General features: G+C 49.1%; 22 protein-coding genes. 8 read left to right on the plus strand and 14 right to left on the minus strand.

Annotated elements, in window-relative coordinates; all coding sequences use genetic code 11:
• Positions 1-66 precede the first annotated feature (66 nt).
• From S7335_RS03635 to S7335_RS03650, 5 genes are all read right to left on the minus strand, one after another.
• Positions 67-414, minus strand: a complete 348-nt coding sequence (locus tag S7335_RS03635) for a hypothetical protein (RefSeq protein ID WP_006454112.1) — start codon at positions 412-414, stop codon at positions 67-69.
• A 586-nt stretch (positions 415-1,000) separates the two neighbouring features.
• Complete coding sequence (locus S7335_RS03640) at positions 1,001-2,029, minus strand: ABC transporter permease (RefSeq protein ID WP_006456234.1); 1,029 nt, start codon at positions 2,027-2,029, stop codon at positions 1,001-1,003.
• 9 nt (positions 2,030-2,038) lie between these two features.
• On the minus strand, positions 2,039-3,169 hold the full coding sequence (locus S7335_RS03645) for an ABC transporter substrate-binding protein (RefSeq protein WP_006454935.1): 1,131 nt from the start codon (positions 3,167-3,169) through the stop codon (positions 2,039-2,041).
• 38 nt (positions 3,170-3,207) lie between these two features.
• A complete protein-coding gene (locus S7335_RS29150; RefSeq protein WP_006457582.1) occupies positions 3,208-3,705 on the minus strand; it encodes an ABC transporter substrate-binding protein in 498 nt (165 codons plus the stop codon).
• Between the two features lie 123 nt (positions 3,706-3,828).
• Positions 3,829-4,269 (minus strand): ABA4-like family protein, encoded by a 441-nt coding sequence (locus S7335_RS03650; RefSeq protein ID WP_006454688.1) that lies wholly within the window; start codon positions 4,267-4,269, stop codon positions 3,829-3,831.
• A gap of 130 nt (positions 4,270-4,399) precedes the next feature.
• Here S7335_RS03650 and S7335_RS03655 point away from each other — a divergent pair, with 130 nt between their 5' ends.
• From S7335_RS03655 to S7335_RS03665, 3 genes are read left to right on the plus strand one after another with little or no spacing between them, the layout of a single operon-like run.
• Positions 4,400-4,588, plus strand: a complete 189-nt coding sequence (locus S7335_RS03655) for an NAD(P)H dehydrogenase subunit NdhS (RefSeq protein ID WP_006454704.1) — start codon at positions 4,400-4,402, stop codon at positions 4,586-4,588.
• A gap of 3 nt (positions 4,589-4,591) precedes the next feature.
• Positions 4,592-5,266 carry an HAS-barrel domain-containing protein gene (locus S7335_RS03660; protein ID WP_006453634.1) on the plus strand — a complete coding sequence of 225 codons (675 nt, stop codon included), beginning with the start codon at positions 4,592-4,594 and terminating at the stop codon, positions 5,264-5,266.
• A gap of 45 nt (positions 5,267-5,311) precedes the next feature.
• Positions 5,312-6,472 carry an FAD-binding oxidoreductase gene (locus S7335_RS03665; RefSeq protein ID WP_006455384.1) on the plus strand — a complete coding sequence of 387 codons (1,161 nt, stop codon included), beginning with the start codon at positions 5,312-5,314 and terminating at the stop codon, positions 6,470-6,472.
• Between the two features lie 135 nt (positions 6,473-6,607).
• On the opposite strand, the gene S7335_RS25670 is transcribed toward S7335_RS03665, so the two are convergent.
• Positions 6,608-7,648 carry a pentapeptide repeat-containing protein gene (locus S7335_RS25670; protein WP_006454556.1) on the minus strand — a complete coding sequence of 347 codons (1,041 nt, stop codon included), beginning with the start codon at positions 7,646-7,648 and terminating at the stop codon, positions 6,608-6,610.
• Positions 7,649-8,219: 571 nt separating this feature from the next.
• Here S7335_RS25670 and S7335_RS03675 point away from each other — a divergent pair.
• Positions 8,220-9,098 carry an IS982 family transposase gene (locus tag S7335_RS03675; protein ID WP_006455051.1) on the plus strand — a complete coding sequence of 293 codons (879 nt, stop codon included), beginning with the start codon at positions 8,220-8,222 and terminating at the stop codon, positions 9,096-9,098.
• Between the two features lie 85 nt (positions 9,099-9,183).
• Here the strand turns inward: S7335_RS03675 and S7335_RS03680 are convergent, their stop codons facing one another.
• The 8 genes from S7335_RS03680 to S7335_RS03715 all read right to left on the minus strand — a co-directional run bounded on the left by S7335_RS03680 (position 9,184) and on the right by S7335_RS03715 (position 14,112).
• Positions 9,184-10,059, minus strand: a complete 876-nt coding sequence (locus tag S7335_RS03680) for a M48 family metallopeptidase (protein ID WP_006457055.1) — start codon at positions 10,057-10,059, stop codon at positions 9,184-9,186.
• A gap of 21 nt (positions 10,060-10,080) precedes the next feature.
• Positions 10,081-10,524, minus strand: coding sequence for a YbjQ family protein (locus tag S7335_RS03685; protein ID WP_006453701.1), 444 nt, complete (start codon positions 10,522-10,524; stop codon positions 10,081-10,083).
• Positions 10,525-10,609: 85 nt separating this feature from the next.
• Positions 10,610-10,933: a YbjQ family protein gene (locus tag S7335_RS03690; protein WP_006457378.1), complete on the minus strand. Its 324-nt coding sequence runs from the start codon at positions 10,931-10,933 to the stop codon at positions 10,610-10,612.
• A 235-nt stretch (positions 10,934-11,168) separates the two neighbouring features.
• Complete coding sequence (locus S7335_RS03695) at positions 11,169-12,113, minus strand: dienelactone hydrolase family protein (RefSeq protein WP_157620073.1); 945 nt, start codon at positions 12,111-12,113, stop codon at positions 11,169-11,171.
• 28 nt (positions 12,114-12,141) lie between these two features.
• The gene (locus S7335_RS03700) at positions 12,142-12,843 is read right to left on the minus strand and encodes a gamma-glutamyl-gamma-aminobutyrate hydrolase family protein (protein WP_050765764.1); all 702 of its coding nucleotides are present in this window, start codon (positions 12,841-12,843) and stop codon (positions 12,142-12,144) included.
• A 52-nt stretch (positions 12,844-12,895) separates the two neighbouring features.
• Positions 12,896-13,195: a DUF2973 domain-containing protein gene (locus tag S7335_RS03705; protein ID WP_038015557.1), complete on the minus strand. Its 300-nt coding sequence runs from the start codon at positions 13,193-13,195 to the stop codon at positions 12,896-12,898.
• A 185-nt stretch (positions 13,196-13,380) separates the two neighbouring features.
• A complete protein-coding gene (locus tag S7335_RS03710; protein ID WP_006455098.1) occupies positions 13,381-13,734 on the minus strand; it encodes a DUF2605 domain-containing protein in 354 nt (117 codons plus the stop codon).
• A 93-nt stretch (positions 13,735-13,827) separates the two neighbouring features.
• Positions 13,828-14,112, minus strand: a complete 285-nt coding sequence (locus S7335_RS03715; RefSeq protein WP_006457103.1) for a TIGR02450 family Trp-rich protein — start codon at positions 14,110-14,112, stop codon at positions 13,828-13,830.
• A gap of 114 nt (positions 14,113-14,226) precedes the next feature.
• On the opposite strand from S7335_RS03715, the gene S7335_RS03720 reads away from it, so the two are divergent.
• From S7335_RS03720 to S7335_RS03735, 4 genes are read left to right on the plus strand one after another with little or no spacing between them, the layout of a single operon-like run.
• Complete coding sequence (locus S7335_RS03720) at positions 14,227-15,276, plus strand: ABC transporter ATP-binding protein (protein WP_006453576.1); 1,050 nt, start codon at positions 14,227-14,229, stop codon at positions 15,274-15,276.
• Between the two features lie 12 nt (positions 15,277-15,288).
• Entirely contained in the window at positions 15,289-16,086 is a 798-nt protein-coding gene (locus tag S7335_RS03725; protein ID WP_006456882.1) for an ABC transporter permease, read from the plus strand.
• Positions 16,087-16,104: 18 nt separating this feature from the next.
• Positions 16,105-17,694 (plus strand): Gldg family protein, encoded by a 1,590-nt coding sequence (locus S7335_RS03730; RefSeq protein WP_006456117.1) that lies wholly within the window; start codon positions 16,105-16,107, stop codon positions 17,692-17,694.
• Positions 17,695-17,721: 27 nt separating this feature from the next.
• Entirely contained in the window at positions 17,722-18,411 is a 690-nt protein-coding gene (locus S7335_RS03735) for a DUF4340 domain-containing protein (protein ID WP_006455782.1), read from the plus strand.
• Positions 18,412-18,459 lie beyond the last annotated feature (48 nt).

The following is an 18,459-nucleotide window of genomic DNA, read 5'->3' on the forward strand; positions in this document are numbered from 1 at the left end:
TCTGTTATTGTTTAGCCGTAGATTGAGTTGGATAATCGCCTCCTAAACCTTCTAAAAACGAATAGATCAACGTCTGTAGATCACACGAGCCGGATAGTCGTAGCGTTGCAGTATTCGACGTAGCATTTCAGCATCTTGTCGCCTGCTAAAGCTAGCAATGTGGATGTAGCTACCTAAACGCGATCGCGTTAAATAAGCATCTAGCACGCAGCGCCTAAGCTGATCTAACGTCGCCTCTGAGTCATCTATCACCACTACGCGGTAGGGGAGAGCAGGCTGATGTCCGACTACAATAGCGTCCTGTGTTGGTCGAGTATTAAACCGCTGTGGTTCCGAGAATAATGTGCATTCTGCTTGAGCAGGTAGTGAAAAGGCTACCCAGGCGATCGCACCGATTCCTAACCACTTAGACAACTCTTCGCCTCCTCAAGAAAAGCGTCCAATAGCACCGATACAACCGCACCTTGATAGTTACGCTTTGATACTTGTATTGGATGCGTGGATTGCGTCTGCTAGGTTAGTTGGACAGTGAATATCTGCTTAAAGCCTTGAATGAGACAACTAACCTAACTAGCAGCGGTAAGACCTCGCGTCGTCGTACGGCGCCGGGAATGTTCACCAGGATAGGGAATGCCTACCAAGATAAAGTAAAAATACAGCCCTACTTTAGCTATATTTCAACTTCAAGGTGCTGGTTTTAGCTCAGCAGGTCTTGTCTCACCGAAGTCTACCGACAGTCTATCGCTAAGTACGTGATTTAGGACATCAAAAATACCGGGAAACCCCTATTGGCATCCGAAAATAGCAGAGCTTTTAGCGTTGTCTACGCTTATCCCTTACAAGGCTTGCAAACCCTTCTATCTTGGAAACCGGCATTACCCCGTATCTGCTTACTAATGCTCCATACAGCAGTTCTAAACATATAGCAATGCATATAGCAATGGGTGGATGATCTGTCTTCTACACTAGAAAATCCAATGAAAGTTATGACTTTGTAGACCTAATAACGAATGCGCGGGTCGACGTAGGCATTCAAGATATCAATAGCAATGCTTACCATCGCTACAATCGCCGCAAAGAAAACCATAAGCCCTTGCACAACTGGATAATCCCGCTGACTAATCGCTTCGTATAGTCTGTTTGCTAGACCTGGCCAAGAGAATGTCACCTCCGTAAGCACTGCACCACCGAGCAAGGAAGCAAAGGTCAATCCCAAGATCGTAATCACCGGGATCATGGCATTCTTCAAGGCATGGGCGGTAATGATACGAAATTCTGAAATTCCTCTAGCCCTCGCCGCCTCAACGTAATCTGCCTTTAGCGTCTGCTTCAAATTCACCCGGACAATTCGTTCAAACACACCGCTAATCAACACGCCTAGTGTCAAACTTGGTAGCGCTAGGTGATACAGGGCGGTGCCAAACTGCGCTAAGTTCCCATGCAAAAGGCTGTCTAGCAAATACAGTCCAGTCGGTCCAGTCGGTGCTAGCTGACCTAAAGGAAAGCGCGTACCAATCGGAAACCAGCGTAGCTGCACTGCAAACACTAGCTGCAAAATCATCCCAAACCAATACATTGGCACTGCATAGGTGACAATGCCGAAGACCCTGCCACCAGCATCAAATACTGTGTTTGGCCGGGACGCAGCGATCGATCCTACCGTTAAGCCCACGATTGCTGCGATCAACATGCCGCAGATGGTCAGCTCTACAGTAGCTGGGAAGTGATCGCCAATAATCTGCCAGACTGTTTGGCCTTGACTAGCGAGCGAGCTTCCCAAATCAAACGTGAATAGCTGCGCAATATAGTCGATGTATTGCTTGATCAAAGACTGATCGAGCCCTAGTTTGGCTCGCATAATCTGCTTGGCGGCTTCTGGGGCACGTGGACCTAGCAAGGCATCGACCGGATCACCAGGAGTCGCTCGCATCAGTAGGAAAACGACGGTGGTGATCGTCCAGATCATTAACGGCGCGAGCAGCAGGCGAGAGACAACGTAGAGGCGAAGAGAGCGGGTGCGAGACGACATAGGATTTCTCTACTTTGCAGCTTGTTCGCTGTTTTTGTCGATTTGCCAGAATAGCAATTGCTGGTTGGGCTCTATCGCAACATTGCTAACATCGGCGGTGGTGAATACGTAGTCTTTGGTTTGCCAGAGAGGAACGTAGGGAACATCTTCAATCATTAGCTGCTGCAGGTCAGCAAAGATGGCATCTCGCTCGGTTGGGTCTTGCTCAGCGTTTTGCTCAGCGACAAGCTGATTGGCCGTGTCGCTGTAGTAGAAAGAGCCGTTGGCCTGCGTAGATCCCGCTGTACAGAGGGTTTCGTTAGAGCCTTCGTCGCAGGTGAGAAAGGGCTGAACAAAGTTTTCAGGATCGAAGTAGTCAGCGTACCAGTTGGAGAGCACGCTATTGTAGGCACCGCTTTCTACATTTTCCCAGAGGGTGGCGGATTCAGCAGTGCTAACAGTGACATTGACTAGGTTGGATAGTTCTTGTTCAACTGACTGCTTAATCGTTTGGGCAGCAACCTGCCTAGGGGTTGAAGCAGAGGGATACCAGATTTCGAAGGTTAGTGGATTAGCTTCGGTGATACCTGCCGCTTCTAGATATGCTCTCGCTTCGTCATAGTTACCATCGCCATAGGCTTCTTCAAAGACAGGATCATAGACAGGAAAACTTTTGGGAATCAGGCTGTAGAGAGGTTCGGCTTGACCTTTAAAGGCGCGATCGCTAATCAGCTGACGATCAATCATTGATGCCACTGCCTTTCGCACATTTAAATCATCAAACGGCGCAATCTTTTGGTTAAGCGATAGATAGTTCACCACCGTAGACCCTGCCTCAATTACCTGCCAGTCATTACTAGGCGCATCTTCTTCTAGCTGAGCTATTTGATCAGGATCAAGCGTTTGGTAGGCCACATCTAGACCGCCCGAGGTAAAGGTGTTGTACAGGTTTACCGCGCTAGTAAAGACCTGGATATCAATACCGTCGTTGGCAGGGCGATCGCCCCAATAGTCTTCGTTAACATCTAGCTTGATCACATCGCTACTAAAAGAGGCCAGCTTGTACGGACCTGAGCCAATAAACGTATCGGGGTTGAATTCACCTGCCCCGACTTCGTAGGCCTCTGGAGAAACAGGCGTTACCCCGGAGAAGGTCAGCAACGCTGGAAATGCGGCAAACGGCTGCTGAAGAACAATTTCTAGCGCCCGTCTGCAGAAGTCACAGAGTCAATTTTGCTAGCAAGTAGCGAAGCCGGGCGACCGCCGTTCTCCATAAAGCGTTCGATAGAGAATGCCATCACTTCGGCGGTAAAAGGCGTGCCATCGTGCAAGGTAACATCGTCACGCAAAGGAATGGTGTAGGTAAGCCCATCGTCGCTGACCGTCGGCAGCTCGGTCGCTAGCTGCGGCACCAAATCGGTGGTGCCAGGGCTGTAGGTATAGAGGCGATCGCCCATGTTGTAGAGCAAGATACCTGGGAAGATTTCGTAGGCATCGGCTGGATCTAGCGTCCTGGCACTGAGCGTGGTGCCCATAGAGATGCGATCACCGACAGCCCTCGCTTGGTCTGGAGACTGAACATCACCACCACAGCCCACAACCAACATCAGACACAGGCTAAACAGACCGACATAGCGCCCTGTTCTAAAGAACCATCGTCTAGAATGCGCTCGGTTGAAGAATAAAGTGACAATCATGGGCTGCTTGTGTAAGCTACAACACGTCATTATGAGTGATGGCGAGTAGATTAGCAGCAAAGAGGGTGTCAGTTCAGCAAATAGCCAGATCTAGATCATCTGATCATTTCAGAATCACTGCCCTTAGTCAGCCCCAACACTTAGCCCCAACACGCTTTCCTGTAGCTGAGCTGTCATTAGGTGCGAAAGCAGTCCTATGGGCCCTGCAAAAAGACACAGCGCCAAAGAATGCCGAGTCCAGATTCCCTTCTCCTGCCCTTGTAAGTAAATCCAGCGACCCACAAATAGATCCATCACAATGAAATGAATCCACCCAGTGGCCATCACTCGCTCATCGGCAAACAGTCCAGCAAGCGTAGCCAACGTCGGATTCGCAAAAGCCCTAATAGAATCTGGGTCTAAGCTATTTACAAAGCAATAGATATACGCTAGCGCCAACGGCACAAACGGCCACACAGAGTCCATCACCCGCCGTGTCACCGACCAACCTGGTAACACAACCATCAACAGCCAAAAAGGAAGTGCAAAAACATTGGCCGCGTTGTACAGATATTCTATGAACATAGCCGTTCTCTCAAGCGATATATAGGATGATATTTAGGATAACTATCTAAAATAAGGGGTGTAGTCTAAGATCAGCGCTGTAAGCTATGTAAAGACTATAAAACCGAGATTAGGGCACAAGAAAGCCATGATGATTTTTCCGGGATCTCCCGTCCGAGTAACGAACGCCGACGATACTTATTACGGGTTTGAAGGACAAGTACAGCGTGTGACCGATGGCAAAATTGCAGTCCTATTTGAGGGCGGTAACTGGGACAAGCTAGTGACCTTCAAATCCTCTGATCTAGAAGTTGTCAAGCCCAAACGTGGGAAGAAGTAAATAATGCATCTGCCGCTGCCGCAGTTTGCCACCGCCAAACGTCGTTCGACTCATATTGCTGAGGTGATTGAGACGAGCACAACTGAGTTTCTAGCCCAGTGCTTAGAACCTGAAGATTTGAGCTTCCCAGCGATGCCGCCGTTTGGTAGTTGGGTGAAAGCCTATGACGAACAAGCCGCTAACCAGATCTACGGTGTGGTCTATCACGCCACGACTAGCCCCCTAGACTCTGTACACCGAGCGAGAGCCTTGGGAATGTCTTTGGATGACTTGCGTGAGCAGCAGCCACAGATTTTTGCCATGCTCAAAACAGAGTTTCGAGTGGCGATCGTAGGCTTTGTCCCGATGCGGGTTAGCCGCAAGCGTAAAGACGCTATGGAACTAGGTGATCGCTACTATCAGCATTTGCCTCCTAGGCCGCCACAAGTACATCAGGCGGTGTACCAATGTGAGCCAGCAGAGATCGTTCAATTTACAGAAGAGCTAGACTGGCTACGAACGCTGTTGCAAGTCAGCGGTGTGCCCACTGAAAGCCTCATAGCAGCGGCAATTCGAGAAGTGTACAATCTGCGTGAATTGGATCGCGACTGGTTGATCAGTGCAGGTCGAATGGTTAGCCTATTACTCAAAGACGACTATGATCGCCTGCGAATGATTCTCTCGCAAATCCACCCATAACCTTCTGCTCATCGCACTGTTCATCGCAACTCATAGTCCTTGTCAATGCAGACTTACGACACAATCGTCATCGGGAATGGGTTAGCCGGTGCGGCTATTAGCTACGAGCTATCAAAGGTAGGGCAGTCTGTTCTATTGATAGATGATGGCAGAGCTGATAGTGGAACGCGATACAGCTATGGTGGCATCGGCTACTGGGCTGGAACAACAGAATTAACAGAGATGCTGTTTCGAGCTGGTATCGTTCGGCATCGGGAACTACCGGACGAGTTAGGGGTAGACACTCAGCTAAGAGAACTCGATCTATTACTAACGGTAGCAAAAGGCGAGGCGATCGCGGCTGCGAAAGAAAGCTATTGCGCTATGCGGACGCCGCCGCAATTTGTCGATGCGAAAACGGCCTGTGAGATTGAGCCGCAGCTAAACCCAACAGCCATTGAGGGAGCCTTTACCATTCGACACGCCCAGGTCGATCCGATGTCACTAGTCGCTGGATACAACAAAGCGTTTCGACAATTAGGAGGACATCACAACCTATCGGCAGCGACCGGCATAGTTCGAGTCGAGGATACGGTAACGGGTGTGATGACCCAGGCACAAGCATACGCAGCGAAAAAGGTGATTGTCGCAGCGGGGGCGTATAGCTTACAGCTACTGCGAGCAGTGGGAGTGCAGGTGCCGCTGTATTTTACGCACGCAGAAATCATCGAGACAGCGCCTTTAGACTTTGAGGTGCGATCACTGATTATGCCTGCTACGAATGCTCGCACCGACTTGGAATCGGCCTCGCCTGAGCCAGCCGAGTGGCAAAAGCCCAATCATCAGGTAATGCCGCCCGTTCTAGAAGCCGGCGTTATTCAGTTTCAAGACAAGACAGCTCGAATTGGACAGATCAGTCGGTTTCACACAGCCTTAATGCCACCAGTTGAGGCAAGCGTGGGTGAACGTGCGATTAGAGAGGCGATCGCCCATCCGCTCCCCAATCTCAAAGACGTCCCTGGCACCTGGAGACATTGCCTAGTTACCTTCACCCAGGACAATCTCCCGCTGCTTGGTTCGGTTCCTAGTATCAAGGGCCTGCACCTTTTCAGCGGCTTTACGGGTCCTTTCGCTCTAGTGCCACCTGTCGCCCAGCGCTATGCTCAGCACCTTAGCGAATCGTCCGACGAGATCATAGAACAGATGACAATAGCTCGATTCCTGTAATCTCCTTAAGGAGATCTTTATCCGTGAGCACTAAAGCTTAGTAACCTCATAGAGTTCCTCTCTTGGGCATGACTACGACGAAAAAAGACTTCTGCTATTGTGCATAGGAAGAATTCTATTTATAGACTGGGCGTATCAACTTAATTTAGAGGCGTCATCGATGGAAGAGTGCTCTTGCTGTTTGCGCGGATCCTTAGAAAAGACTACTCCAAGCTGAGTCAAGAACTGCTTGTCCTCTAGCGATAGCTTGTCCTTTGGGTTGATTCTCATATCTGCTATATAAGCACCTTTAAGATTAGCACCATGCACTTTGCTGCCCTCTAGATTAGCGCCTCGCAAGTCAGCATTGCGTAAGTTGGCGTTACGCAGGTCAGCACCTCGCAAGTCGATATTGCGCAGGTCGACATCGCTAAGATCAGCCCACCGTAGGTCGGCCCCTATAAATTTGACGTTCCTTAAATTAGTCTCTTCTAGATTGATGCCTCGCAGGTTAGCATTGCTCAGATTGGTATCCCACAGCTTGGCATTCTCCAGATCGGCGTTGCCCAAGTTGGCATGGCGTAAGTCAGTGCCGCTTAAGTTAGCATCTACTAGATAGGTATTACGCAAGTCAGCATGGCTTAGGTCAGCGTGGCGAAGGTTAGCACAGCTTAGATCGGCATGACGCAGCTTTGCACAGCTCGAGTTAGCATTGCTTAGGTTGGTCTGGCTCAAATTAGCGCGACGCAGATCGGCACGGTATAGGTTAGCGCCGCCTAGGTTGGAGCGGCACAAGTTGGTAACGTGCAAGATAGCACCACTTAGACTTGCCTTGTGCAGTTTTGCCTGACTAAGATTAGCACCGCTAAGATCGGCCTCATTAAGGTCGGAATTTCTTAGATCAATACCGCTCATTCTAGCCTTACGCAGGCTAACACGGTGCAAAACAGCACCGCTTAGAATGGAATTTCTCAAGTTAGCGTTGTCTAATTTAGCGCCACTTAGGTCAACACGACATGAACTAGCATGACTGTGCTGTGTTCCTTCAAACGTTGTTCGCTTCAGCTTTACGTGCTTTAGACTAGTTTTCGACAAATCAGCTTTGGTTGCTACTGATTCTTGAGGTATCGACTGCTGAACTATCAATTCACTAGTATTGTCTGTCCTAGTCTTTGCACTCTTCGAAAATTCAGACATTTTTAGACCTAATTTGGTAATACTTGCTAAGCCTAGACACTAGGCATCATCACGCTTAGCCTCATCTCTCTATAGCGTTTGTCACTTAGCTGGGGTTACAGTTTTCTGGCTGAAAGTCTGGCGAAACGACAGGCCAAGTGACTTGCGTTTCTAGTAGGCGTAGCCTTCTCTATGAATATGCATCCGTAAGATGCTGGAGACAGCAGAGAATGAGGTTATACGTAAAACTTTGGCTAGTGGTTAATTCTAAGCAAGCGTGAACAGGTATTTGCGACAGCTTGCTAGGTATCTGGGAAAGAGCCGGTTACCGAAAAACAATGAAATATGAAGATTTATTGTTTTTATTAGCATGTTTGCTGTTCTACGCTCAGTATGCCCAGTATAAAAAGCACAATCCCTGACTTTGCCAGGAAAAATATCGGGAGGGATAAAACTTCTATCCTCAGCCCTTTGGTGGCCGTTTCATAGCAAGTATTCTTACTTAACTAACGTCAGTTCGGGATAAGGAAAGCTCGAAGAAAGGAGGATAGGTAAGCTGAAGTTGTAAAACCCATCAGCCCTATCCTCCACTATGTTCAGCTTAGAAGAACTGTTCTGCCACGTCGATGACTTCTGCCAAGTGTTTGAACCCCTCTGGCAGCGTCAACTGCTAAGCCACCATCTAAAGACGCGACAACGCGCTCGTTCGCTGAGCTTGAGCGAAATCATGACGATACTCATCGGCTTTCACCAAAGCCACTACCGCACCTTCAAACACTACTACGTTCATCATGTATGCCAGTACTGGAAGCAAGCGTTTCCAACGCTAGTCAGCTATAACCGCTTTGTCGAATGGACGCCCTCTTGTTTGTTCCCGCTGTGCTGTTATCTGAAGCGCTGCTTCGGCCGTTGTACAGGCATTAGTTTTATCGATGCGACCAGTCTATCGGTCTGCCACAACCGTCGGATCTGGCAGCATAAGGTCTGCAAAGATACGGCAGCTAGGGGCAAAACCTCTGTCGGCTGGTTCTATGGCTTCAAACTACATCTGGTGGTGAACGAGTGCGGTGAACTACTCAACCTCACCCTGACCCCGGGCAATACGGACGACCGTGAGCCCGCCTTTGACTTACTTACTGGACTATGGGGAAAAGTCTGCGCAGACAAAGGCTATGTATCGAAGCAGCTGGCCAAGCAACTACTCGACGCGTTCAACATCGAGTTCTTTGCTAAGCCTCGGCGCAACATGAAGAACCAGCTAGTGCGGCTAACTGACAAGCTACTCTCGCGCAAACGTTCCATCATCGAAACGATTATCGACCAACTGAAGAACATTTCGCAGATAGAGCATTCTCGTCACCGTAGTCCGGTCAACTGCTGGGTCAACATCCTCTGTGGACTGATTGCTTATTGCCACCAACCGAAGAAGCCTTCTCTCCATATGGAGTGGGAACTTCCCCCTGCTGCTTAACCCGAACTGACGTTAACTAGTCATCCCGCCGCTACTTTAGGGCCTGCATTGCTTTAGAGCCTTCAAATGCAGCGTAAAGATGCCTTCAGCAGGGCGTATTGAAGTTAGGGCATTCAATGCCTTCCGGTAAAGATATTGGCGAGCCAGTAAGGGGCCAGTCGTTTGCTTCAGCAATAGATTCTAGGTTTTGAATACGGTTTTTCGTTAGAGGATGGGTGTGTTGCCATTCGGCAACAGGACTAAAGATCCCTAAATCGAATTCCTCTGACTGGAGACGTTTGAAAAAGTCTAGGCTATGCCCCCCATGGTCATAGCGAGCCATCATCAACGCGATCGCATATTCGTCAGCCGTAGTCTCTTGGGTTCTACTATGACCCTGTTCTGTCAAATTCAATACATTAGGAACCAGTACAGAGGTCGGTCCTTGTCCTAACCCCAACAGGCCACTAACAGTCAGCAATACGAGCGATCGCCCTAGCGCATTGAGCGGATCGCGGTTATGCAAGTGACCCAACTCGTGGGCCAAGACAAACGCTAGTTCGTTTTCACTTTCCACTTCAGCAAGCAGACCTTCGGTCACAATCAAATAGCTGCCCGCTGTGACCATTGCATTTTCTTCAGGCGTATCTAGGATACTGATCTTGACCGGCGGGTAATCAACGGCGGCTATTCCCGTTTGCGATAGATTGTTTTGAAGCGAGCTGGTTAAATCATGCAAATACTCTAGCCGACTATCGCCAGCGGCTATTCTATCAGGCAAAGAGCTGACTAAGCTTGCCCCAATTTTTTCCTCTGTTTCAGGGCCGATTCGTTTGACTAGCTGGCCAGCTATTAGACCTAGCACAACATAGATAACAACACCCGCCAACGTCACCGTTCCAAGCAAATGCGCTAGATTCACTAAGGGATGAATCGGCGTAACGTTGACCTCTTCGGTAATTTCTTTGGGGACAAACTTCATGGAGGCTACTATCAAATATCCCTATCGAATCGCCGTTCCGTAGACCAGAATTTCGACTGCGGAAAGGCCCTGGTCGCGTGACTTTCCTCCAATGCTAGAGGTTTCAAAGCGAACGTTAACAATTTGAGAGGCACCCCATTCAATCGCATCTTCTTTCATCCGCAGCAAGGCTTCTCTTCGACCGCGATCTACTAGGCTTTCGTAAACGACTACTCGACCACCTACTAGATTACGCAAACCCGCAGAAATCGTTTTGAAATAGTCATTGGCCACGACAACGCTGCCTACAAACAGCTGAGCATCGTGAGCATATGGCAAATCTTGCTTAGCACCGACATTAATCATCGGAACGTGAAGCGTTGCTTTCTCTCTAGCTTTGATAGACGCGTAGTGTTTGGCTTCGAAATGTCGACCTGCAAAAAAGCCAACACCTACTAAGATCAACAGAATTAACAGCTGCTCCATGGTTTTCCTCAACAGTGACAGTTAGCTTGATCAGTACTCCCGAATCGTCGCTCGTTAACTAGTCGGCCACCCTAGTCATCCCATCCTATCTGACTTTAACAGCAGTGCCATAGGCAAACAGCTCGGCTGCACCCGGCGCAATAGAAGAGGTGGCAAAGCGAATGTTGACGACTGCGTTAGCCCCTAGCTGTTCGGCTTGCATCGCCATTCGCTCAATTGATTCTCTCCGAGATTCTTGAAGAAGCTCAGTGTAACCTTTGAGTTCGCCACCGACGATATTCTTGAAGCCGGCAAGGATATCTTTTCCAACGTGCTTAGCGCGAATAGTGCTGCCTTGAACTAGGCCATAGTGCTCGACAATTTCTCTGCCGGGAACGCCTTCTAAGGTGGTAAGAGTAAGATTATTCATTTGATAGAGTCTCTAAAGCTTGGATATTTTCGGTTTGGATGCTAGTTTCGTCTACTAAGCTGCCTAATTTAAGTTAGACCAACTTGACGCCACTTACTAAACATCAACATGACAAGTCAATATGTCGGATGGTGCCCAATTTCATAACATGAGTTGGCAAGTATTGGCTAATGAGCCGCCGCACCTGTTTGAACTTTCTAGACAGATTCTAGATAGAATCCTGGGCCTGGGCAGTCTAGGCTTTGAGATGAGTATTAAAGAAAGCAATGGTCTTCTCCCAGGCATCTTCCGCCGCGGCCGCGTCGTAATTTTGGCCAGAGGGGTTAGCAAAAGCATGTCCCACATTGGGGTATAGCGTGATCTCAGCAGTCTGGCCAGTGGTCTCTAGTACAGATTCAAAGGTTCGCACGTCACTAATAGGAATCGAGCTATCTTCTTCGCCGAAAAAGCCAATAATCGGCACCTCTAGTCCGTCAAGTGCTTCGGGCTCTAGAATTAGCTGCCCGTAGTAGATAGCCAAGGCATCTAGATCAGACGAAAGCAAAAGCCCAGTACGTAAAGACCAGGTGCCACCAAAGCACCAGCCAATAGAGCCAATTTTAGGCGCATTAAGCTCAGTTTCTAGAAAATTGGCCGCTTGAAGAATATTATTTTGAGCCCGCTCTGGATTGTCCATCACAGCGCGCAGCAGCTGCCGGGCAGAGCTAGGATCTGTGGCAACTTGGCCGTCGTATAAGTCCAGTGCTAAAACGGTGTAGCCTTCACCTGCGAGCCGACGAGTCATTGCCTCAATATTTTGATTGAGCCCCCACCACTCATGGATGCTAAGGATAGCGGGAAGTGTATCGCTATTAGGATTTGATGGCTGAGCTAGATAGCCAGTAACGGGCTGTCCTTCGATGGTGGCGTAGGTAATGGCTTGACCGGTGACCAAGACAGAGGGTTTGGCGATCGCAATCGGTGTGGCAGTAGGTTTATCGCCTTCATGTTCGGCGGCAAGACGTTCGGTGGCAAGCTGTTCTGTAGTAGGTTGGCCGCTAGCACCGCTTGACTGAATGGCCGGATTGGATCCACAGGCTTGAAAGAGAAAGGGGATAGAGAGGATCACTGCCAGCAGCCAGCTCCCCAAGTTCTTAACAATAGGCCTGCTCGGAGATCTTCTCCCTTTAGTGCCTCTCATCTGCTCGCCGACAAACGCAACCTCTCAATCATGCTGGTTCAGGCACGGGGGAAAGCCAATTGTTTAAAAAAGTTTCCAACCAAGACTCTACGCTTTGGCTGTGGCGGTAATGGTTATCTATCTGCTGCTGTTTGGTTTGAGTGTTTGGAGCACCAATCAGGTCCGCGCCGTTTGTACTCCAAAAATCAACCATATCAGCAGTCATTTCTGGATGAAATTGAAGACCATAGGCGCGATCGCCCCATCGAAAGGCCTGATGAGGGAAATTATCACCCGTTGCTAGCAATATTGCGCCATCAGGTAGGTTGAAGCCTTCTTTATGCCACTGATAGATCATCATTTTTTCGGGGAACTGTGATCGCCCTACCTCAGTTGCATAAATTGGATAGTAGCCTATCTCTTCTACCGCCTCCCTATGAGGTCCAACCTCTGCCCCTAAAACCTTAGCTAGCAACTGCGCTCCTAAACAGATTCCTAAGTACGGCAGCTCCGCCGCAAGCACCTGTCGGATCAATTCTATTTCCTGATGCAAAAAGGCCTCATTGTCATTAACGCTCATCGGCCCCCCAAACACCAATACGCCCGCGTAGTCATCAAGGTCACTAGGTAGCGGATCGCCTAGAATCGGCGCACAAATATCAAGCTGATAGCCCATTAGCTCCAGCTTGTGGCCTATTAACCCGGGTATGCTCGTCTCTTTATGGATAAGGGTCAGAATCTTTCGTTGCATCACTCAAGCAATTCATAAGCTCAAATCATACAATAGGCCGCATCCGATGAGACTAAACATCTTCAGCAGGGGGGTCTTCATTGTTGATAGAAGAATTTCCAGAAGATTCGTAAAGCGCATTTAGCTGATCTCTCGCATCTTTAATAGAGATAGAGCGCATCACTAGTAATGGCTCATTGATCACGTCGCCACTATCGTTAAGTAATTCAGGGTGAGGAACCGGACGGTCAGATTTTACTGTCTGCATAGGCTGACGCACTTCGGTGCCCAACCTAACCATATTACGAATCATGTTAGAAACGGCGAGAACCGCTAAAACAGTGAAAGCAAGAACGTATAGCAGGTGGAGCATGGGTCGTAGGAGAAGGGGAGAGGGTTAGGCTGGGCGATCGCTGAAAAGTAATGTGATTCGATGAATGAGCTGTGAGTGTTTGACTATGTTGCCTTAGCGCTTGTGGCTTGACTCTAAATAGTTTGACTGTAACAGGTTGACTGTAAAGAACTAACTGTAGGCGGTTTGCTAGATGGCTAGCTCTGCTAATTAGCTTGGTCTTGATTGTCTTGGTCCTGATTGGCTTGGTCCCGGCGATAGCGCATGGCCACGCTCCAGCATTCATTGACAAGCTTGTGCCAAGCCATCACAACTTTCATTTCAATACCTGCCTGTCCATCAGTAATAGAGCAAAGTGTCTGTGATGCACCGACTTGTTGCTGAGCGGATTGGACTCTAGTAAGGAGGTCTGCCTGTTCCATCGAACTTAAAAAGCTAATGTTTTGTTCTTCAAGCAGGGTAGCTGTCCGACCAAACCAGTGCTGAAAATCATCTAAAAGCGGTGGGAGAACTGCTTTTAACAATTCAGCATCTTCTGGTGGGACGGACGGTGAAGGCATAGAAGTACAAAGAGCGGCTAGCAGCTTTCTCTATATTAGTATGAACTCTCTTGAGTGTTACGACTTTGTTACGATACTAGGGATAGAAAAGGGTTATTCATTGGGAGGATTGAGCCGATGAGGTCTGCCGGTATAGTCAGTAGCCACTGCATCAATTTCGTGTAAAGTTTGCCAGCCAGCGGCCCACAGCAGACGGTTCTTCAGAACTTTAGCGTTGATCCATAAACGAACGCTAGGATCGCAAGCGGCCGCAAGTTCAGCAAAGACGAGAGTGTCTTGGTTCTTGCGGTTGACGACATGAAAGTGACGCCAGCCAAGGGTTTTCTGCTGAGCAGTCCACTTTGAACCAAGCAGGTGGGGAAATTTTTGTTTGGGCACAGCAGATAGGGTTGAAGAAGTGGTTGACCGAGGCGGTTGGTTTAAGCAGGTAGGTGCTAATATGCCTTTTCTATGAAGTATCTGTATCTAGTTTAGAACGGTTGAGATGCATCGATGATTGAGGTAGAGAAGCTAAGCAAGGCATACGGATCTACGCTGGCAATCAAGGATGTGACCTTTGAAGTAGCGCCAGGTGAGATTCTAGGCTTTTTGGGCCCTAATGGCGCGGGCAAGACAACGACCATGCGAATTCTAACCGGCTATCTGCCAGCGACAGGGGGGACGGCTCGGGTAGCGGGAAAGGATGTTCACACTGAGTCGATGGCGGTACGTCAAAGAATTGGCTATCTACCCGAAGCACCACCGCTATATCCGGAGATGACCGTAGAAGGCTTTTTGCATTTCGTAGCGCGAATCAAGGGCATGAGCGCAGGCGATCGCCCCTCTAAAGTCTCCTCTGCAATCGTTCGCTGCAATCTAGAAGAAAAGCGCCAGGTGATGATTCGTAAGCTATCCAAAGGATTTAAGCAGCGAGTAGGTATTGCCCAGGCAATTGTTCACAATCCACCGGTTATTGTCCTTGATGAGCCAACAGTGGGACTAGACCCGAAGCAGATTATCGACGTGCGAAATTTGATCAAGAGCTTAGCCGGCGAGCATACGATTATCTTATCGACACATATTTTGCCCGAAGTGAGTATGACGTGCGATCGCATTACCATCATTAACCAAGGCGAAATTATCGCGACCGATAGCCCCGAACATTTGGTCGAACGGCTAACTGGTAGAGGAGGCTACTGGGTAGAGATAGCCGGAGATATAGACGCAGGGCTAGCGGCGCTGCGTTCAGTACCAGGGGTAGTAAACGCCGAAATAACTGCGAGCGAAGGGCTAGCGGCTGGGCATTCACGCTTTCAAGTAACGACAGGATCCGAAGATGTAGGAAGTGCGATCGCAGCTCAAGTCGTCGAGCAAGGTTTGGGGTTGTTTGAACTCACTCGCAACCGGGCGAGCTTAGAAGACGTATTCATCAATCTAACCACCCAAGAGGCTGCGCAGGCGGAAGAAAGTGCGGAACTAGACATAGAACAAACTACGACGTTTGAAGCTAAGTCGTCTGAAGCTAAGTCGTCTAAAGCAGAGCCAGCGGCTGATACTGAATAAGGAAGCGCCCTCATGAAGACATTTATCGCAAACCTACTAGCGATCTATCAACGAGAGCTACAGAGTTATTTCAAGTCGCCGTTTGCCTATGTTATCGCCGTCGTATTTTGGCTCATTGGTGGACTGTTTTTAATTGTCTTACTGCTTTCGCCAGAAGGCATTATCGCCCAGGTCAGTGCGTCCGACCAGCTAGGGCTAGGACAGACCTACGATGTACCGTATGAGTTTTTAAAGATATACCTCAACCTACTGGGCTCACTATCGATGTTTGTCTTACCCATGCTCTCAATGGGGCTATATGCCGAAGAACGCAAGCAAGGCACTCTGGAGCTACTAGCGACTTCTCCATTGACTAACTGGGTGGTGGCGCTCGGTAAGCTGCTAGGGGTTGTGACGTTCTACAGTGCGATGCTAGTGCCGCTGATGGGACTAGAGCTGATTGCACTTAGCGCTAGCGACCCGGTGTTTCCGCTATCTTTGTTTCTACTAGGACATCTCGGACTCTTGCTGTTAGGGGCTAGCACGCTAGCACTGGGCATGTTTATTTCTTCTTTGTCAGACAGTACGGTGCTAGCAGCCGTGATGACATTTGGTGTCGTTCTGTTGCTATGGGTTGTCGATGCGATCGCGACTGTCCTACCTGGACCGTTTGGCTTATCACTTAGTCATCTCTCACTCTTGACCCATTTCACCGACTTTACAGAAGGGGTATTTGATACCAGCGGGCTAATTCTCTTTCTCTCATACAGCGTTTTAGGGCTCTATCTAACTGCGCAATCAATCGATACGCTAAGGTTCCAACGGTCCTAATCTTTTTAGTAATCTCTTATGAAAAATCTTCAGGGCTTGCTTAAGTATCTCGTCTGGCCAGGTATTGTGCTGATAACAGCAGGAATCGTGGTCGGTCTGCTAAATAGCTGGACGCTGGTTGCCGTATTGCTACTAGTGGTGGGTTTGTTGATGCTAGTAGTTGGCATTACCGCTGGTGACTTTGGCGTGTTCAAGCTAGGGTTCTGGCAGCGTCGCTCTACTCAAGCTGGCACGAACGCAGCGGTCTCAGTCCTTGCTGTGCTGACAATCTTAGGCTTGATTAATTTCATCGGCGCTCGCTATGACAGCCGCATCGATCTAACCGACGGTCAACTGTTGACGCTCTCTCCTGCATCCCAAGAAGTCGTACGAAATCTAGAGACTCCCACTCAAGTTTTGATCTTTAGCTCGAACGCAGACATAAGAGACCAGCGGCTATTGGAAAACTATCGCCGCTACAACAGCGATCTGAGCTACGAGTATATCGATCCTTTTGCCAATCCAGAGCAAGCCCAGGCGCTTGGTGTCACGACAGAAGGCGAAGTATATGTTCAAGCAGAACCGACTACTGAAGGCACTTTAGGGAATGTCGAAGAGAATGCCGAAGAAACTATCGAAGCAGAGCCCGATAGTCGAGCCCTTCTGGTTCAAACAGTTGACTTGCAAGAACGGCTAAGCGAAAGACAGCTAACGAGCAAACTAGCGCAGCTCAGTCAGAATGAATCGCCCACCGCCTATTTTTTACAAGGGCACGATGAGTATGTGATTGATGGTTCGAGGCCTGGTTTGTTTGAGGCTGCTAGTCGATTGGAAAGTGAAAACTTTACCGTGGCACCGCTAAATCTAGCTGAGACTGACCAAGTGCCAGACGACGCTGATGTGCTCGTTGTAGCAGGGCCACAGCAGGAACTGTTTGAGACTGAAGTGATCATTGTGCAAGACTATCTAGACTCTGGTGGAAGTCTGCTAGTGATGATCGATCCGCGAGTGGAGACAGGACTAGAAGCGCTGATGAACCAGTGGGGCGTAGTGCCAGAAGAAACGGTTGTGATCGATACCTCAGGTGGTGGACAGCTAGTCGGGTTGGGACCAGCAGCGCCTTTGGTCACTGACTATGGCGATCATCCTATTACCGAGCCTTTCGAGCAGGGGCGCTCTTTCTTTCCAGTAGCCAGGCCATTACAGATTAGAGAAATCCCAGACATAGAAGGGACTCCTTTGTTATTTACAAACCAAAACAGTCACACGCAGCCGCTAGCTGATGATGACGAACTATCGATCGATCCTAACCAGCCACCAGCGGGGCCGTTCGCTTTAGGCGTAGCCCTCTTGGGCCCTAACGATGCGCGGATGGTCGTGATTGGCAATTCTAGCTTTGCGACCGATGGATTGTTCAACCAGCAGCTCAATGGCGATGTATTTTTGAATGCTGTGAGCTGGCTAAGCAAGGTAGAGAATCCAACGCTGGAGATTCGACCGAAGGAGGTAACTGACAGACGGTTGAATATGACGGTTCGACAGCAGATTATGCTGACAGTATTAGCGCTGGTCGTCTTGCCGTTAGCTGGGTTAATCGGCGCTGGATCGCTATGGCTAAAACGCCGATAGGAGAGATCGGATTAGGAGAAATGATCTATGTTGAATCGCGGAACGCTGTTGTTGTTGTTGATTGCGATCACGCTTGGCGGTGGTGTTTTACTATTTGAAAACAGTGATAGTGCAGAGCGCGCTAGGAATGCAGATGAAACCGTAGGTGAAGCGCAAGGCAAACCGCTGCTGCCATTTGAAGAAAGTGCGATCACGCGGTTCACGCTGAGCCGTTCTAACCAGAGCGATTTGGCTTTCGTAAAAGATGAGTCGGGTGTCTGGCAGATGAGCGCACCCGAAGAAACAATAGCAGAAGGGGGGGCGATCGCCTTTCTCCTCAGCCAGATCACCCGTCCATCCAATCGAGTTATAACCGCCGAAAGCAACAACCTCGTCGATTTCGGCCTAGAAGATCCAGAAGCTACCATCACCCTAGAAGCAACCGCCTCAGAAGCAGAGAAGCATACCTATCAGCTGCTGCTAGGCGGAGCTGACTTCGGTGGAGACCAGCGATATGTACAGGTTATTGAGCTGATGGGCCAAGCAGATGCCACTAGCAGTGATGAAAATAGCAGCAATGAGGAAGTAGATTCCGCCAACTTAGTTGAAGCTGAAGAGTCTAGTGAGATGGAAATTCATCTTGTTTCTGGTGGAATCGCCAACGCGATCGAACGCCCTGTCCCTGACTGGATATCTAATGAAGAAGGCGAAGCAACAGATTCAACTACTCAGCCTTGAGAACTAGACAGACGCTAGAATGTTCGTCAATACGTCGCGTTGAGCCCA

It is taken from the genome of Synechococcus sp. PCC 7335 (genome assembly GCF_000155595.1).
GTDB lineage: Bacteria > Cyanobacteriota > Cyanobacteriia > Phormidesmidales > Phormidesmidaceae > Phormidesmis.

What these genes read in the sequence shown, in the direction of transcription:
- S7335_RS03640 (WP_006456234.1), bottom strand. Translation starts at nt 2,029, where the DNA reads ATGTCGTCTCGCACCCGCTCTCTTCGCCTCTACGTTGTCTCTCGCCTG.
- S7335_RS29150 (WP_006457582.1), bottom strand. Translation starts at nt 3,705, where the DNA reads ATGATTGTCACTTTATTCTTCAACCGAGCGCATTCTAGACGATGGTTC.
- S7335_RS03650 (WP_006454688.1), bottom strand. Translation starts at nt 4,269, where the DNA reads ATGTTCATAGAATATCTGTACAACGCGGCCAATGTTTTTGCACTTCCT.
- S7335_RS03655 (WP_006454704.1), top strand. Translation starts at nt 4,400, where the DNA reads ATGATTTTTCCGGGATCTCCCGTCCGAGTAACGAACGCCGACGATACT.
- S7335_RS03660 (WP_006453634.1), top strand. Translation starts at nt 4,592, where the DNA reads ATGCATCTGCCGCTGCCGCAGTTTGCCACCGCCAAACGTCGTTCGACT.
- S7335_RS03665 (WP_006455384.1), top strand. Translation starts at nt 5,312, where the DNA reads ATGCAGACTTACGACACAATCGTCATCGGGAATGGGTTAGCCGGTGCG.
- S7335_RS25670 (WP_006454556.1), bottom strand. Translation starts at nt 7,648, where the DNA reads ATGTCTGAATTTTCGAAGAGTGCAAAGACTAGGACAGACAATACTAGT.
- S7335_RS03675 (WP_006455051.1), top strand. Translation starts at nt 8,220, where the DNA reads ATGTTCAGCTTAGAAGAACTGTTCTGCCACGTCGATGACTTCTGCCAA.
- S7335_RS03680 (WP_006457055.1), bottom strand. Translation starts at nt 10,059, where the DNA reads ATGAAGTTTGTCCCCAAAGAAATTACCGAAGAGGTCAACGTTACGCCG.
- S7335_RS03685 (WP_006453701.1), bottom strand. Translation starts at nt 10,524, where the DNA reads ATGGAGCAGCTGTTAATTCTGTTGATCTTAGTAGGTGTTGGCTTTTTT.
- S7335_RS03690 (WP_006457378.1), bottom strand. Translation starts at nt 10,933, where the DNA reads ATGAATAATCTTACTCTTACCACCTTAGAAGGCGTTCCCGGCAGAGAA.
- S7335_RS03695 (WP_157620073.1), bottom strand. Translation starts at nt 12,113, where the DNA reads ATGAGAGGCACTAAAGGGAGAAGATCTCCGAGCAGGCCTATTGTTAAG.
- S7335_RS03700 (WP_050765764.1), bottom strand. Translation starts at nt 12,843, where the DNA reads ATGCAACGAAAGATTCTGACCCTTATCCATAAAGAGACGAGCATACCC.
- S7335_RS03705 (WP_038015557.1), bottom strand. Translation starts at nt 13,195, where the DNA reads ATGCTCCACCTGCTATACGTTCTTGCTTTCACTGTTTTAGCGGTTCTC.
- S7335_RS03710 (WP_006455098.1), bottom strand. Translation starts at nt 13,734, where the DNA reads ATGCCTTCACCGTCCGTCCCACCAGAAGATGCTGAATTGTTAAAAGCA.
- S7335_RS03720 (WP_006453576.1), top strand. Translation starts at nt 14,227, where the DNA reads ATGATTGAGGTAGAGAAGCTAAGCAAGGCATACGGATCTACGCTGGCA.
- S7335_RS03725 (WP_006456882.1), top strand. Translation starts at nt 15,289, where the DNA reads ATGAAGACATTTATCGCAAACCTACTAGCGATCTATCAACGAGAGCTA.
- S7335_RS03730 (WP_006456117.1), top strand. Translation starts at nt 16,105, where the DNA reads ATGAAAAATCTTCAGGGCTTGCTTAAGTATCTCGTCTGGCCAGGTATT.
- S7335_RS03735 (WP_006455782.1), top strand. Translation starts at nt 17,722, where the DNA reads ATGTTGAATCGCGGAACGCTGTTGTTGTTGTTGATTGCGATCACGCTT.